Raw genomic sequence first — 15,541 nt, 5'->3', positions numbered from 1 at the left:
AGTGTCGTTGGTAAAAAAATCATGGAAATACAAGAGAACATAATAAATAAAGTAGCGCAAAGTGGCCTGGTCACTTTGGATCCCGCTGCTTTTTACCCGGAAGGTGACAGGGTTGTATATGATATAAAGGACAACCTTTTCATGGAGCTGATACTGAAGGAAAAGGATTTCAGGGAATTTGTGAAAGGGCATGACTGGGCTCAGTACGAGGGTAAATATGTAGCTGTGACCTGCACAGCCGATGCCATAGTACCAGCATGGGCCTACATGCTGCTGGCAAACCGGCTTGCTCCATACGCAAAAGAAGTTGTTTTTGGTGATGCAGATGTGCTGGAGACCGTGCTGTTTGTAAAAGGTATAGCAGGTATGGATGTTGAACAATACCGCGATCAGCGAATAGTTATAAAGGGTTGCGGTGATATCCCGGTTCCGGTATCTGCTTATGTTGAGTTAACAAAAAAGCTTACACCGGTGGTAAAAAGCCTGATGTTTGGCGAACCCTGCTCAACTGTGCCAATTTATAAAAAGAGGGATTAGAACTTGTAGAGACGCAATACTTTGCGTCTCCTACTATGACAGATGGATTAGGTTCATTATTCCTGAGACGCAAAGTATTGCGTCTCTACAAAATCAATATTTATTTACTGAATATCATCCTTTAAACATACTATTTTACTTTTGGCTTAGTTTATAGTCAGAGTCTTAAACAATTACCAAAACAAACACAATTAATTGCACTTAAGGCCAAGGGCTAATAACTATAATAGATGAATAAATATATCCTGGTCATATCCTTTTTAACGGTTTTGGTTTCCAAATCATTTAGCCAGGATATGAATTACCTTGGCGAGCCTTCTTTTAAGATAGGTGAGGAATTAAGCTATAAATTAAAATATGGTTTTTTTACAGCCGCCGAAGCCAATATAAAAGTACTGGAAAGCGACAAGAAGTTCGATAATCCGGCCTTTCATATTGTGGCAGATAGTAAAACAGCCGGCACTTTTGATATTTTTTACAAAGTGCGGAACCGTTATGAAAGCTACGTTGATAAAAAAACGTTGGAGCCATACTTTTACACCGAAAACCGTAAGGAAGCCAGCTACAGGCATAGTGACCATGTAACGTACGACCATAACACGGAGAAGATAACGGCTGATAAAGGTGTTTTCCCTATGAAGGGTAAGGTATTTGACTTTTTATCGGCCTATTATTTTGCCCGCAGCGTTGATATTTCGAAGCTGCACATTGGGGATAAATTTAACTTACAGTACTTTTTAGAGGACGGGATCCATTCGATGGAGATAACCTATGCCGGAAAAGAAAAGATGGATTGTTCTATAGGAAAATTTAACTGCTTAAAATTTAACCCGACAATTATCCCCGGGCGTGTATTCAGAAAAAGCAGTAAACTATATTTGTGGATCACTGATGACAACAACAGGATCCCGGTAAAAGCCCATGTTGAATTGGTGGTGGGCAGTATAACAATGGATTTAACAGGAGCTAAAAATTTAAAATATCCTTTAAATCCCCTAAAAAAATAACAATGATAGAGGTTGGCCATGTTTTAGTACATGAAGATGTAGTAAAAGAAAATTTTGTTTGTAATTTAAATAAGTGCAAAGGTGCCTGTTGCCTGGAAGGCGACTCGGGTGCGCCGTTAAACGCTGACGAGCTTGATATTTTGGATGAAATATATCCAAAGGTTAAGCCGTTTATGAATGCCAAAGGAATTGCAACAGTTGAGAAGGTGGGCACCTACGTAACAGACTTTGAAGGTGATTATACCACACCCTGCGTTGATGTTAATAAAGAGTGTGCTTACGTGATATTTGAAAACGGAATAACCAAATGTGCCATTGAAAAAGCATACGAGCATGGCGCTATTGACTGGAAAAAACCGATCTCGTGTCACCTTTATCCAATCCGTATAACCAAATACCCTGAGTTTGATGCTTTAAATTACGACAGGTGGAGCATTTGCAGCCCTGCATGCTCATTTGGTAATGAATTGAAGGTAAGAGTTCATGAATTTTTAAAAGCCCCGCTGATCCGCAAATATGGAGCCGAGTGGTACCAGGAGTTGGAAGACCAGGTGGCGGGGATGTAGATATTAGTGATTCAGACTTACGAAGTTTTTAAAACTTCGTAAGTCTTCCGGGTTTAATTATTTATTGCGGTGCGCCGCGATTTTTATATCCTTAACTTCTAAAATACGCTTTTCATACCCAAACCGGGTAACGTTTATCATTGCCAGGCCAAGTTCAGCCAGTGTACTTACCATGTTGGGTAATACAGCACGGAAAAATGGATATAACCAGGTCATGTATTTATAATAAGGCAATACATTTTTTAAACCTTTTGTAGGATGCATATAACCCGGGCGGAAATTGAATACCTGCTTAAACGGCAGCTTCATTAAGTCATTTTCAGTTTTACCTTTTACCCTGGCCCACATCACACGACCTTTTTCGGTGCTGTCTGTGCTGCCGCCCGATACGTAACAGAAGACCATTTCAGGATTTAACCTGCTTAATGCTTCTGCAACATGCATGGTTAAGGTATAGGTCATTTTATAATATTCAGGCTCTTTCATCCCAACAGACGAAACGCCCAGGCAAAAGTAGCAGGCGTTGTAACCTTTAAGCTGAGATTCAATTGCAGACAGATCAAAAAAATCAGTGTGGATGATCTCCTTTAATTTAGGATGTACCATGCCGCTGGGTTTCCTGTTAATTATTAAAACTTCAGAAACTTGCGGATGTTGTAAGCATTCATGTAATACGCCTTCGCCCACCATGCCCGTAGCGCCGGTAATTATTGCTTTTATGTTTTGATCCATAATTTTACAACAATAAAGTTAACTCTTTTAAATGAGTAACCTGCAAAAGCACATCACTTGGCTTTGGCGCATTAAACGGGTTAAAATAAATAGCGTCCATGCCAAAATTTAATGCGCCGTAAACGTCTGCTTCCAGGCTGTCGCCAATCATTATGCTTTCATGTTTTTCGGCTCCTGCCAAATCCAGTGCATGTTGAAAAATTGCAGGATCGGGTTTGTTAATGCCTATGATCTCGGAGATAATAACCTTATCAAAATACCTGCCGATGTTAGTGTTGCCAATTTTTAAGGTTGACGCCTCTTTGAAACCATTGGATATTAAATGCAGCGTATATTTGTTCTGCAGGTATTGCAGGGTTTCATGCGCATGCGGGAACAGGTTGGTTTTGGTAGGACAAAGCTTTACATAATCATCCTCAAAAGCTATGGGCAATACATCCGGGTGCACACCCAGTTCAATAAATGTTCTTTTAAATCGGGTTTCACGCAGCTCGGTTTTGGTGATCTTCCCGGTATGGTATTCGGCCCAAAGCTGGTGGTTGTTGCGGGTGTAGGTTTCAATAAATAGCGATGCTGAAGGCAAACCGATCTCGTTTAACCGGTAGATCTCATACAGCTCATACAATGTTTCCTCGGCATTTTTATCAAAATCCCAAATGGTATGGTCAAGATCGAAGAAGATGTGCTTGTATGTTTTGATTTCGGATTTCGGATGTTCGATTTCGGATTTATTCATAGCTATGCAAAGTTAGGTATAAATCGATTTGTTCCCCGAATTATGAAAATAAGGATGAATGTAATTCTCCCCTGCAATACAGGTCAATACAATTTTCCACCCAAAAATCCGAAATCGAACATCCGAATTCCGAAATCATCCTCACACTTTCTCCCCAAACGCCAGATCCCCGGCATCACCCAAACCGGGAACTATGTACGCTTTGCTGGTCATTTCTTCATCAATGGCGCAAAGCCATAGCTTTGCTTTGGGCAGGTTGGCGCGTACGTGGATTATACCTTCGGTGCTGGCAATAATTGCCGCTATGTGCAGCTCTTTAATAGTATATTGGGCCATTAGCTCTCTGCAAACCTGTACTATGCTTTGGCCTGTTGCAAGCATAGTATCGCACATTATAAGCGTTTTGCCATCAAGGTCGGGTGCAGAGATATGATCAATATTAATAATAAAGGTGCCGTTCTTTTTTACCTTACGGTATGCAGTTACGAACGCTGAAGGGGCATCGTCAAAAAAATGCATAAACCCCTGGTGAAAAGGCAGTCCTGCCCGTAAAATGGTGCACAAAACAGGCTGTTCGGTAAGTGTGTTTATATTAGCTATGCCTAATGGGGTTTGTACTTCTTTTTCGGTATACGTTAATGTTTTGCTGATCTCATAAGCCAGGATTGCGCCCAGCTTTTCCTGGTTACGCCTGAAACGGGCTTTATCCTGCTGAATGTTAACATCGCGCAGCTCGGCCAGGAACTGGTTGCCGATAGTGTTTGTTTTGTTGAGGATGAAAGTCATGGTTAGTGATTAGTTGACCAGAGGTTAGAGATTAGTTATAGCACTATAAATTTAAGGAAAATTAAATCTATAAATCACTGCTGACATAAGGTTGTCATTAACATATCTTTATTTTGCTATGTTTAAGATTATGCCGACATAAAAACGTTTAAAGAGTTAACTGATAAACTGACCTCTGATTAACTAATCTCTAATCACTAATAACTAACTTTGCATAACACTATGGATTTCAGCCTCACTTCTCAATACAGACCCACCGGCGACCAGCCCGAAGCTATCAGACAGCTGGTTGAAGGTGTAAATAACGGCGACCCTTTTCAAACATTGCTTGGGGTAACTGGATCGGGTAAAACTTTTACAGTAGCTAATGTTATTGCGCAAACGCAAAAGCCTACTTTAATATTAAGTCATAATAAAACGCTTGCCGCACAGTTGTACGGCGAGTTTAAGCAGTTTTTCCCGGAGAATGCGGTAAACTACTTTGTTTCCTATTACGACTATTACCAGCCGGAAGCATTTATCCCAACTACTAATACTTATATTGAAAAAGACCTGCAGATAAATGAAGAGATCGAAAAACTTCGTTTGCGTACCACCTCGGCTTTAATGTCGGGCAGGAGGGATGTTATCGTGGTATCGTCCATCTCCTGTATCTATGGTATGGGGAACCCGGAGGATTTTAAGGAATCGGTTTTTAAGTTTGCAGTTGGCACTCGGATTAGCCGGAACGCTTTTTTGCACCGGTTGGTTGAGATACTTTACTCGCGTACCACCGCTGATTTTAAACGCGGAACCTTCAGGGTTAAGGGTGATACGGTGGATATTTTCCCGGCCTATATGGATTATGCCTACCGCATCTCTTTTTTTGGAGATGATATAGAAGAACTGACCAGCTTTGACGTTTCAACAGGAAAGACCGTCGAAAAAATGACGCATATGGTGCTTTATCCCGCTAATTTATATGTTGCGCCGCGCGAGCGTTTCACCCAATCCATTTGGGCGATCCAGGAAGAGCTGGAAACCCGCAAAAAGCAGTTTATAGGCGATGGCCGTTTCCTGGAAGCCAAACGCCTGGAAGAAAGGGTTAATTACGATTTGGAGATGATCCGCGAGCTGGGTTATTGTTCGGGAATTGAAAATTATTCCCGGTTTTTTGACGGACGACTGCCCGGGGCAAGGCCATTCTGCTTGCTGGATTATTTCCCTGAGGACTATTTAATGGTGATTGATGAGAGCCACGTAACCGTACCGCAAATAAGAGCGATGTATGGGGGCGACAGGTCGCGGAAGATCTCGCTGGTTGATTATGGTTTCCGCCTGCCTGCGGCGCTGGATAACCGCCCGTTAAATTTTCAGGAATTTGAACAACTGGCGCCGCAAACACTATATGTTAGCGCAACCCCCGGCGATTTTGAGCTGGAAAAATCAGGCGGGGTAGTGGTTGAGCAGGTGATCCGCCCTACGGGTTTGCTTGATCCGGTAATTGATGTACGCCCGGTAATTAACCAGGTAGATGATTTGCTGGAAGAAGTTGATAAGACTATAAAAATGGGCGACCGTGTGCTGGTAACCACGCTTACCAAGCGCATGAGCGAAGAGCTGGCGAAATATATGGACAGGCTTGGGATTAAATGCCGCTACATCCACTCGGAAGTTAAAACGCTTGAACGGGTGGAAATCTTGAGGGGTTTACGCCTTGGCGAGTTTGATGTGCTGATAGGGATTAACCTGTTGCGGGAAGGATTAGATTTGCCTGAAGTATCACTGGTAGCCATTTTGGATGCGGATAAGGAAGGCTTTTTGCGGTCGGAAAAATCATTGATCCAAACTATTGGGCGTGCCGCACGTAACGATAGGGGCAGGGTGATTATGTATGCAGATAAAATTACAGCTTCGATGCAGATCACGATGGATGAAACCAACCGCAGGCGCGACATTCAGATAGCTTACAATACACTGCATGGCATAACACCAACAACCATTGGTAAATCCCGTGAGGAAATAATGGAGCAAACTTCGGTGATGGACTTTAAGGGCGGCGTTCAAAAAGCTTACGTGGAAGCCGATATGGTTTCGTTGGCTGCGGATCCTATTGTTGCCTACATGACCAAGCCCGATCTTAAAAAATCTATCGAGAACACTAAAAAAGAAATGCTTGCCGCTGCCAAAAATATGGACTTCCTGATGGCTGCCAGGCTGCGCGATGAAATGTTTGCACTGGAAAAAATGATGGAGGAGAAGTTTTAAGGATGTGCGGATGTGTGGATATGCAGATGTGCGGATGTTTTTGATTATGGGATGTGATTAATGAATAGTTTATTGTCATTATAAAATAATTTAATTCGCACATCCGCACATTTTCATATCCGCACATCAATCTAAAATCATAACCAAACAATTTTGCCGTTATAATATTATATTTGTAGGCTTAATTTTTTAATAAATATGGGTAGGCTATTAGATTTTCTGTTACTAGCAATAGTTGTTTTATATATAATAAAGGCTATAGCACGTTTTTTGCTTCCAATGCTGTTTCAAAGTGTGGTAAACAAAGCCCAGCAGCAGCAAAACCACCAGCAAAATTATCGCACCGAAACCAAGGCCGATCCAAAGGTGAAGGTTGATTATATCCCCGAGGGCCAAAAAAACAAGGTTCCTGATTCGGAAGGCGAGTTTATTGATTACGAAGAAATAAAATAATTAATGATAACCGACGAAGTATTTAAGCGCAGACGGAGGCATAATAATACCCCTTTGTCAATTCTTTTGATCATCGCAAACTTTGTTGTTGTTTCTGCAGCTGATACGCTGTTTTCAAATCACCATCATTTACACTGGTTTTTTTGGGTAGTTATCGGTTGTTTGGCCGTTTATAACTTTTTTACCATCCGCAAAAACTACGAAATATTTAATAAGGTTGATAAAATAGCCTATTTGATCAGTATTCCTGTGCTGATCCTGCTGGTTTGCTTTTTATAGCAAAATAACCGTTCCTCAATAAATCAGCAACATATAATTTACTTTCTCATTCTAATTTCTATTTTTGAGGAATTAATATTATACCTTTTAAAAAATTTAGATGAACAATTGGTTTAAGCGGAACGGCATTCACTTTTTAGTAGGTGCAATATTCTTTGTAATATGCTTTATTTATTTTACACCCGCTTTCCAGGGTAAAACATTAGGACAGGCTGACGTAACCGGCGCGCAATCCACCCAAAAAGAAATTAATGATTACAGGGACAAAGGGATCACTATTTTGTGGACGAACCAAATTTTTGGCGGGATGCCTGTTTTCCAGATCTGGGCACCTTATCCTGATAACATTACCACACATGTTATTTCCGCATTAAAAGCAATTTTTCCAAACCCTATTGATACCGTGCTGATCCTATTATTTGGCACCTACTTTTTATTCATCGTTTTAAAACTAAATCCATGGCTGGCAGCTGCCGGTGCTTTTGCATTTGCCTTTTCATCCTATAATATTATCCTGCTTGTTGCGGGGCACTCCAACCAGGCGTTTGCGATTGCATTTTTTGCGCCTTTAATAGCAAGTATTTTATTAACGCTACGGGGCAAATACTTAACCGGCGGGGCATTAACTGCGCTTTTTATGGCCATGGAAATAAGGGCCAACCATATCCAGATGACGTATTACCTGCTTTTGGCCTTATTGATACTAATCGGTATGGAATTGTATCATGCTGTTAAAGCAAAAACTACTCCGGCATTTTTAAAATCAATAGGTTATTTGGCTGTTGCTACGTTGTTGGCTGTGGCTATAAATGCATCGCTGTTATGGAGCACAGCAGAATATAGTAAAGATAGCTACAGGGGACAATCAAACTTAACCAAAAACACCAAGGAACCTGGAAATGGCTTAAGCAAAGATTATGCGTACCAGTACAGTCAGGGTGTTGGCGAATGTTTTACTTTTTTGATTCCTAATGCATACGGCGGCCCTACTTACAATAATCTGCTTGATCAAAATTCGGCGGTGGCAAAAGTATTTACGGATAAAGGACTTGCTGCAGACCAGGCAAGTACTTATGCGCTACAAATTTCTAATAGTTTTCCCGGGCTTTTTACCTATTGGGGTGAAAAGAGGCCATCAACCAGTGGTCCGTTTTACTTTGGCGCTGTAATTTGCTTCCTGTTCCTATTCGGTTTACTGATAGTAAAAAGCAGGTTGAAATGGTGGATCCTGGGGACCGTAATATTAACCTTGCTGTTATCCTTCGGTGGCAACTGGCCTTATGTATCTGACCTGTTCTTTAACTATTTCCCGCTTTATAATAAATTCCGCACGGTTGAATCGATAATTGCTGTTACCAGCATTTGTTTCCCGATCCTGGCATTTTTAGGGATCCAGGAGATAGTAAATACAACAGACAAGAAAGTTATATTTAAAAAGCTAAAGCTTACACTTTATATTGTTGGCGGTATTGTATTAGTATTAATTGCTTTGCCAACGCTTATTTTAAGCTTTAAGCCAAGTGATTTTCAACAGGGGATAACTTACCTTACCCAGGCGCTTAAAGGCGACGCTGCAATGGCTAACACGGTAGCGAATGCAATTGTTATCGACAGAATAAGCCTTGAACGTGCAGATGCCATTCGCTCGTTAATATTTATCGTATTAACTTTTGGGATAGTTTGGGCATTCATCAAACAAAAACTGAGTGTTACCTTATTGTCACTGGCTTTATTTGGCCTGATAGTAATTGATATGTGGCAGGTAGATAAACGTTATTTGAAAGAAGCCAATTTTGCCGATAAGCAGGATGCCCAGGTAAAACCGCGTGAAGTTGATAATTTTATCTCGAGGGATACCGACCCTAATTTCCGCGTATTTGACGCTACCCAGCTTGAAGCCTTGAAATCGGATACTTTCAATCCGTTTTTTCATAAATCAATTGGGGGTTACTCGGCAGCGCGCTTAAAAAGATATGACGAATTGATGGATGGCCAGATCATGCAAAATCCGCCAAATCATGATGTGCTGGATATGCTGAATACAAAGTATGTTATTACAACTGATAAATCACAGAACTTAACAATGCAGGCCAACCCATCAGCTTGCGGACATGCGTGGTTTGTAAAAAGCGTAAAATATGCGGTAAACAGCGACCAGGAAATGCAGGCTATTAGCAGCTTTGCACCAAAAGACGAAGCAATTGTTGATCAACGTTATAAAAAGCTGATAGATGAAAAGCAATTGGATGCTGATACCAGCGGTACTATTAAACTGGTAAGCTATAGTCCGGATACTTTAGTGTATAAAAGTGGTGCTACCAGCTCAAAAATTGCAGTATTCTCTGAAATATATTACGAAAAAGGCTGGACCATGCTTATTGATGGTGTAGAAAAACCATACTTCCGCGCCGATTATGTTTTACGTGCCGCACAGATCCCGGTAGGAAACCACGAAATTAAATTCGTTTTCCACCCGGCATCATATTATACCGGCGAAAAGATTTCACTTGCAGGTTCAGTATTGCTGATCCTGGCATTGGGCGGAGCTGCTTTTTCAGGAGTAAAGAAAATGAAGGAAGAATCTCAGAAACCGACACCTGAGCCAAAAAAATCACCGGCTAGGAAAGCATAAGGTTTTTAAACTATGATTCATAGGATTTAAAGATTATCGGGATATATAATTTGATGATTTTAAGGAAACTAGATTTGACAACTTTTTAAAAGTTGTCAAATCTCCATCTCGAATCCTTTAATCAGGTAAATCATGGTTCAAAAACAATCATTCCAAAATCTACCCCTTCGCCGCCTTTTCCAGGATCTCCAAAATTCCTTCATTCTTGAAAATATAAAAACCAAGTGTTTCCGAAGAAACACCTTCTTTCATTTTATATTCAAAAACAGGCTTGCCATTATCAATCCGGGCGATAAAATATTGAAATGAAATATTCGGCAAGTGTTTAATTGCTGATGCGATCTCAACAATATGAGTGGAAATTAAAAATACGCTGTTTTTGATGGCGGATAACGCGTTAATAGTAGCAAGTGATGCATCATAAGCATCTTTAACATTGGTCCCACGGAACAATTCGTCAAAAATGATGAATAGGTTATTGCGTTCAAGAATTTTTTGAGCGGTTTCCTTTACCCTTTTTATCTCGCTGTAATAATGACTGTAACCGTTACCAATGTTATCAGACAGGTTAATGGTGGTGATTAATCCGTTAAACACATTTGTCTGCATGTTGGCGGCTGGTACAGGGAAACCAATATGCGCAAGATATATGCAAAGGCTCAACGCTTTTAAAAATGATGACTTACCTGCCATATTTGCACCGGTTAAAAACATAAGGTTCTTTTCCTGCTCAATCAGCACACTGTTTTTAACTGCATTTTTAATAGCCGGATGATATAGGCCGGCAATGCTTACAAAGGCGCCCTTATCTGTATAATATTCCGGGAAGCAAAAGTTATGCATTTTAGCTGCTTTGGCAACTGCTATGTAAACATCCAACTCATAAACAATATTAATTACCTCTTTTAATGCCTGCAACTCCTCTTTTCTGAACAGTGTATCATAATTAGCAACCTGGAAATAATTGAGGTTTTTATCAGCATCCAAAAATATTATCTTTTCAATAGATTTCTTTAACAGGAATTCTTCCAGGGTATTAACAATGCTGTTGATATGTACCGGGCATTTTTTACCGGATAATTCTTTATAAACGACCCACAAGATCCGCAGCAGCTTGATTACATCATTCAAACCCTGTGATACCACATAATAATTGTTATCAGTGTTAAACTTGTAATTCAATCCTTTTAAAGCGGCATCTATATAATTGGTGCTAAAAGGCTTGGCTCCAAAACCAAGGTAATGGTCTATAAAGTCAAGGCTTCGCCTGTCAATATCGAATATTAAGGGATTATCATAAAAAAATCGAATACAGTTGCGGCGCGAGGTAAGTACCTTAATATCGGGCGATGGCGTTTCCATCATTTGCATCAGCTTTTTTTGGCCGCCTATGGTTTTTACGTGATCGAAAAAAGAAAAAACAGAGTTTGCGCTCCCGGCCTCCGAAAAGATCCCCAGGTCATCAATTGTTTGCCTGTCAATTTCGAATGCGGACATCGGGTAAGGTTCTGTTGAAGATTCTGTTAGATTTTCTTTTGTCTGAACCATGATTTTTAGGATTTAAGGATGGCCACGATGCCCTGCGCTTTTATAACCACTCCAACCCTTTCAACCTAAATCAATCATTCGTCCGCTTGTTCTTCAGCCAATACCAGCCCAAATTAAAAGCGATGACAAAGTGATTTAAAACGGTAGGAATGAGGCCGTAGTATTGCTTCATAATATTAAACCGTTCCTGCAGGCTTTGGCGGTGTTTGGTTTTTGACATGCCGCCAACCAGGTATTTGGCAACATACCGGTTTACATTGACTATTGTTTTTGCTTTTTTTGCTGCACGGATGATCCAATCGATGTCGGCGCTTAGTTGGTAATTACGATTGTAGGGTTCCGTTAAGGAACGGCGGATATAGATAGCCTGGTGACTTATGCTCATGCCGTATTTGAAACCGCGCCAGGTAAATTGTTTTGGCGCTATATGACGACGTTGCCCAAGGCTTTGTCTTTCATCGTTTATCATTTCGGTTTCTCCGTAATAGATATCCGCATCGGGAGCTGTGGCAAATACTTTCTCAACGGTAACAGGTTCAAAAAACTCATCGCCTGAATTCATAAATATTACATAATCCCCGGTGGCAATGGCCAGGCCCTTGTTCATGGCATCATATATGCCCTCGTCCTTTTCATTAATGAGCTTGGCAATGCGGCTTTTATATTTTTCGATGATTTGCATGGTGCCGTCAGTTGATTTACCATCAATAACAATGTATTCAATATTTGGATAGGTTTGGTTGAGCACCGAAAGCATAGTGCGTTCAATATCCCTTGCGTTGTTGTAAACAATGGTTATTACGGAGAGGGTGGGTGCAAAGGCTGTCATTTGTTTAATATTGAATTATAAACAGCCATATATTGCTCTGCAACTTTTTCATTGGTAAAAGTATTCAATACTTTTTGACGGGCGTTTGCCGCAAGATTTTCCTTATGTTCAGGCTTTAAAGCATAATGGATGCCGGCAGCAAAATCAGTTGCTGATTTAAACTCCGCAAGGTATCCGTTTTGCAAATGCTCAACCATGTCAGGGATGCCGCCGGTATTAAAGGCGACCACTGGTGTTGCGCAGGCCAGTGCTTCCATAACGGTATTAGGCAGGTTGTCTTCTATCGCTGGCGAAACAAACACGTCAGCGAGGCTGTAAAGCGCTGCAAGGTCGGCTTGTGAACTAATGATGCCCACTTCGTACACCTTAAAAGGGAACAGGCTGGTATCAAAAGATTTATTTTTTCCAAAGATCACTATCTCAACGTCCTGTACATCAGGATAATTATTTTTAAGGTGATTCAACGCCTCTACCAGGTAAGGGAGGCCTTTACGCCTGTCCATAATATTAGCGGCGCCAAACAGGATTATCTTTGATTTTGGGTTAATGCCCCATTTAGTTCTGTTAGTAATATTGTCCTTAGCCGAAAATATTGCGGTATCAATAGGATTGGGGATAGTTTCAATGCGAAAGCCTTTTAACAGGAAGCTTGTGCGGGCAACATCAGCTAGCCAGTGGCTGCAGGTAACAAAAACCACATTCTTTGCAGTCTTTAGCATATCGTTTTTACGCAGCCATCCGTTAAATGAAAGATCACTGTCGCTGGCATCACGCAACATCCAGCAATTGCCACATTGATTAATATAGTGATCACATTCGTCTGAATAATGGCAGCCGCCGGTAAAAGCCCACATGTCGTGCAGTGTCCATACCACTGGTTTACCCGATTCAAATAATTGTTTTAGGTTTTTTATGGAGAGATAACCGGAATTTGTCCAATGCAAGTGCAAAACATCAGCACTTAAAATATCCGGCTGATTGCTGATATCAGTCCCGGCATCCGCAGTTGAAAATGCAAAGCGTACTGATTTATCCTTTGCCTTAAACCAGATAAACGGTAACCGCTCATAAAAAAAGTTGAATTTTGCTTTAAGTCTCCCGAACGAACTATCCGCGATACTATCAACACGCGGCTCACCTGTCTTTTTATCCTGTACCTGTAGCCTAACATCAACCTGCTTTAATTCAAGCGCTTTTAGCAAACGCATACAGGCTGCGGGTGCGCCACCCCCGGCATCAGCTGTATTAATTAGAGTTACTTTCATGTGGTGGCGCTATTTATCGCAGCAATTATAACAATTCTAAAATGAAAACTTTACTTTTGAAAGGGATTGAAAAGCTTCTGCGTTGCTTTGTGTACTTTGCGGCTGGGGATTAACCACAGAGGGCGCGGAGAAGGCACAGAGATAACAGAGAAAGAAAAATAGCTACAATTTTTGGTGCATTCCCATCAATCAACAAAAAACGACCATAGAGAAAATGAACTTTTTTGCTTATTTATTCCAGGATTGGAGCGCCAACCGGCAAAATTTTAAAGCACAATTGGTTTTGTTTATGTTTCGTTTGGTAATGGTTTTTAACCGTTATACCCTCACCAAAATCATATTCTTCCCTTATTTTATGCTTTACCGTTTTTTTGTGGAATGGCATTTAGGGATTGAGCTGCCGCGCAAATTAACTATCGGCAAAGGCTTGTCGCTATATCACGGGCAGGCGCTGGTGGTTAATAAGGGAACAATTATAGGCGAAAACTGTGTGTTGCGGAATGGCACCACTATCGGCCACAAAAAACTGGCTGATGGCAGCTTTAGTGCGTGCCCGAGAATAGGTAACAATGTGGATATTGGCGCTAATGTTTGTATTATTGGCGGTGTAACTATTGGTGATAATGTGGTAATTGGTGCAGGATCTGTAGTTACTAAAGATGTGCCTGCTGATTGTGTGGCGGTGGGGAACCCGGCGAGGGTATTGGAGAAGAAATAAATAATCTCTGCCAAGACGTGGATTTTTGGAGGGGGAATATATAATATATTTTTTTCTGCCCTCTTTACCGCTTGCGGAAGAGAGGGCAGGTCGAGCGCAGCAATGACCGGGTGAGTAAACTCAGCGCGCGATATTAGCGTCAATGCATGGCGCACAGTTGACTCACCCGACGACGCTACGCTGGTCGACCTCTCTCTTCGCCTGCGGCGGAAAGAGGTGGGGAAAGGAAATATAAATTTATTCGGACATCGAATTATAATTAATGGAACAAAATTTAACCGACCGCTCATTCTGGAAGGCCTTTTGGGAATCGCGAAAAGGGCTTATATTTTATATAAAACCGAACTATGTTTTTGGTGATATCCTGGCTAAGCTGATCGCGGAAAAAAACATTAAAAATGCTATTGAGCTGGGTGGGTTCCCGGGTTATTATGCTACTTATTTAAAAAAGTATCAAAAGCTGGATACCACACTGTTTGATTATTATATCCACCAGGAGCTAATCAATCAACTGCTTGAAAAAAACGGACTGAAACCCGGTGATATCAATATTATTGAGGCCGACCTGTTTAGCTACCAGCCCGAAAAACTTTACGATATGGTGCTTTCTTTTGGATTGATAGAACATTTTAATGATACCAAAGCTATTATTGAAACCCACCTGCAATTTTTAAAGCCAGGCGGTGTATTGTTTATCACCCTGCCGAATTTTAAAAGTGTTAACGGCTGGGTGCAGCGTAAATTCGACAAGGAGAATTACGATAAGCACAACATCAGCAGCATGGATCTGCAGCTTTTAAAAGATAGCTGCAAGCAATTGGGCCTAAAGGAAATTGAAGCTTATTACCATGGCCGGTTTACTGTTTGGCTGGAAAATAAGGCAGAACAAAGCAAGGTTGCAAAAGCAATAGTGAAGGCTATTTGGGTTGCGGGTAAAATTGCTACAAGGATTGTGCCTGTTGAGAGCAAATCGTTATCGCCTTATATTGTTTTAAAGGCGATAAAATAACGTTTTGCTGTTCTCTGTATCGCAGGGCGTTGCCCTGCGCTGATGTGTTGGACCCTTTCAGGGCCAGGGAAATCGAAAAGAAAATATTCCTAAGCCTCGAAGGGGTGACATCAGCCAGCGCAGTTCGCAGTTTTTACATTTTATATATCACAGGGCGTTGCCCAGTGCTGATGTGTTGGGTCCTTTCAAGGCCAGGA

15 protein-coding genes are annotated in these 15,541 nt (G+C 41.1%); 9 read left to right on the top strand and 6 right to left on the bottom strand.

Annotated features, from left to right (window positions below):
* Nucleotides 1-21 precede the first annotated feature (21 nt).
* The 3 genes from BUE31_RS20580 (at nucleotide 22) to BUE31_RS20570 (ending at nucleotide 2,110) form a co-directional block, all read left to right on the top strand.
* The gene (locus BUE31_RS20580; protein ID WP_073405729.1) at nucleotides 22-537 is read left to right on the top strand and encodes a DUF2480 family protein; all 516 of its coding nucleotides are present in this window, start codon (nucleotides 22-24) and stop codon (nucleotides 535-537) included.
* A gap of 230 nt (nucleotides 538-767) precedes the next feature.
* Nucleotides 768-1,544, top strand: a complete 777-nt coding sequence (locus BUE31_RS20575; RefSeq protein ID WP_073405728.1) for a DUF3108 domain-containing protein — start codon at nucleotides 768-770, stop codon at nucleotides 1,542-1,544.
* Between the two features lie 2 nt (nucleotides 1,545-1,546).
* Nucleotides 1,547-2,110, top strand: coding sequence for a DUF3109 family protein (locus tag BUE31_RS20570; protein ID WP_073405727.1), 564 nt, complete (start codon nucleotides 1,547-1,549; stop codon nucleotides 2,108-2,110).
* A gap of 57 nt (nucleotides 2,111-2,167) precedes the next feature.
* Here BUE31_RS20570 and BUE31_RS20565 read toward each other — a convergent pair whose 3' ends face one another.
* The 3 genes from BUE31_RS20565 to upp all read right to left on the bottom strand — a co-directional run bounded on the left by BUE31_RS20565 (nucleotide 2,168) and on the right by upp (nucleotide 4,364).
* A complete protein-coding gene (locus BUE31_RS20565; protein ID WP_073405726.1) occupies nucleotides 2,168-2,842 on the bottom strand; it encodes an NAD-dependent epimerase/dehydratase family protein in 675 nt (224 codons plus the stop codon).
* A gap of 4 nt (nucleotides 2,843-2,846) precedes the next feature.
* A complete protein-coding gene (locus tag BUE31_RS20560) occupies nucleotides 2,847-3,578 on the bottom strand; it encodes a YjjG family noncanonical pyrimidine nucleotidase (protein WP_073405725.1) in 732 nt (243 codons plus the stop codon).
* Between the two features lie 141 nt (nucleotides 3,579-3,719).
* Nucleotides 3,720-4,364: a uracil phosphoribosyltransferase gene (upp, locus tag BUE31_RS20555; RefSeq protein WP_073405724.1), complete on the bottom strand. Its 645-nt coding sequence runs from the start codon at nucleotides 4,362-4,364 to the stop codon at nucleotides 3,720-3,722.
* Between the two features lie 222 nt (nucleotides 4,365-4,586).
* On the opposite strand from upp, the gene uvrB reads away from it, so the two are divergent.
* From uvrB to BUE31_RS20535, 4 genes are all read left to right on the top strand, one after another.
* On the top strand, nucleotides 4,587-6,611 hold the full coding sequence (uvrB, locus tag BUE31_RS20550) for an excinuclease ABC subunit UvrB (protein WP_073405723.1): 2,025 nt from the start codon (nucleotides 4,587-4,589) through the stop codon (nucleotides 6,609-6,611).
* A gap of 198 nt (nucleotides 6,612-6,809) precedes the next feature.
* Entirely contained in the window at nucleotides 6,810-7,064 is a 255-nt protein-coding gene (locus BUE31_RS20545) for a DUF4834 family protein (RefSeq protein ID WP_073405722.1), read from the top strand.
* 3 nt (nucleotides 7,065-7,067) lie between these two features.
* On the top strand, nucleotides 7,068-7,343 hold the full coding sequence (locus BUE31_RS20540; protein ID WP_073405721.1) for a hypothetical protein: 276 nt from the start codon (nucleotides 7,068-7,070) through the stop codon (nucleotides 7,341-7,343).
* A gap of 100 nt (nucleotides 7,344-7,443) precedes the next feature.
* The gene (locus BUE31_RS20535) at nucleotides 7,444-9,975 is read left to right on the top strand and encodes a glycosyltransferase family protein (protein WP_073405720.1); all 2,532 of its coding nucleotides are present in this window, start codon (nucleotides 7,444-7,446) and stop codon (nucleotides 9,973-9,975) included.
* Between the two features lie 159 nt (nucleotides 9,976-10,134).
* Here BUE31_RS20535 and BUE31_RS20530 read toward each other — a convergent pair whose 3' ends face one another.
* From BUE31_RS20530 to BUE31_RS20520, 3 genes are all read right to left on the bottom strand, one after another.
* The gene (locus BUE31_RS20530; protein ID WP_083620159.1) at nucleotides 10,135-11,523 is read right to left on the bottom strand and encodes a MutS-related protein; all 1,389 of its coding nucleotides are present in this window, start codon (nucleotides 11,521-11,523) and stop codon (nucleotides 10,135-10,137) included.
* A gap of 70 nt (nucleotides 11,524-11,593) precedes the next feature.
* Complete coding sequence (locus tag BUE31_RS20525; protein WP_073405718.1) at nucleotides 11,594-12,352, bottom strand: glycosyltransferase family 2 protein; 759 nt, start codon at nucleotides 12,350-12,352, stop codon at nucleotides 11,594-11,596.
* Nucleotides 12,349-13,617 carry a glycosyltransferase gene (locus BUE31_RS20520; protein WP_073405717.1) on the bottom strand — a complete coding sequence of 423 codons (1,269 nt, stop codon included), beginning with the start codon at nucleotides 13,615-13,617 and terminating at the stop codon, nucleotides 12,349-12,351. The genes BUE31_RS20525 and BUE31_RS20520 overlap by 4 nt, the downstream gene beginning before the upstream one ends.
* A gap of 214 nt (nucleotides 13,618-13,831) precedes the next feature.
* Here BUE31_RS20520 and BUE31_RS20515 point away from each other — a divergent pair, with 214 nt between their 5' ends.
* Together BUE31_RS20515 and BUE31_RS20510 are read left to right on the top strand one after the other, a co-directional pair.
* Complete coding sequence (locus BUE31_RS20515; protein WP_073405716.1) at nucleotides 13,832-14,335, top strand: serine acetyltransferase; 504 nt, start codon at nucleotides 13,832-13,834, stop codon at nucleotides 14,333-14,335.
* A 262-nt stretch (nucleotides 14,336-14,597) separates the two neighbouring features.
* Nucleotides 14,598-15,344, top strand: a complete 747-nt coding sequence (locus tag BUE31_RS20510) for a class I SAM-dependent methyltransferase (RefSeq protein WP_073405715.1) — start codon at nucleotides 14,598-14,600, stop codon at nucleotides 15,342-15,344.
* Nucleotides 15,345-15,541 lie beyond the last annotated feature (197 nt).

The organism is Mucilaginibacter sp. OK098, from assembly GCF_900142915.1.
Lineage (GTDB): Bacteria > Bacteroidota > Bacteroidia > Sphingobacteriales > Sphingobacteriaceae > Mucilaginibacter.
The sequence above is the reverse complement of the archived record's forward strand: the minus strand, read 5'-3'. Positions and strand labels throughout refer to the sequence as shown.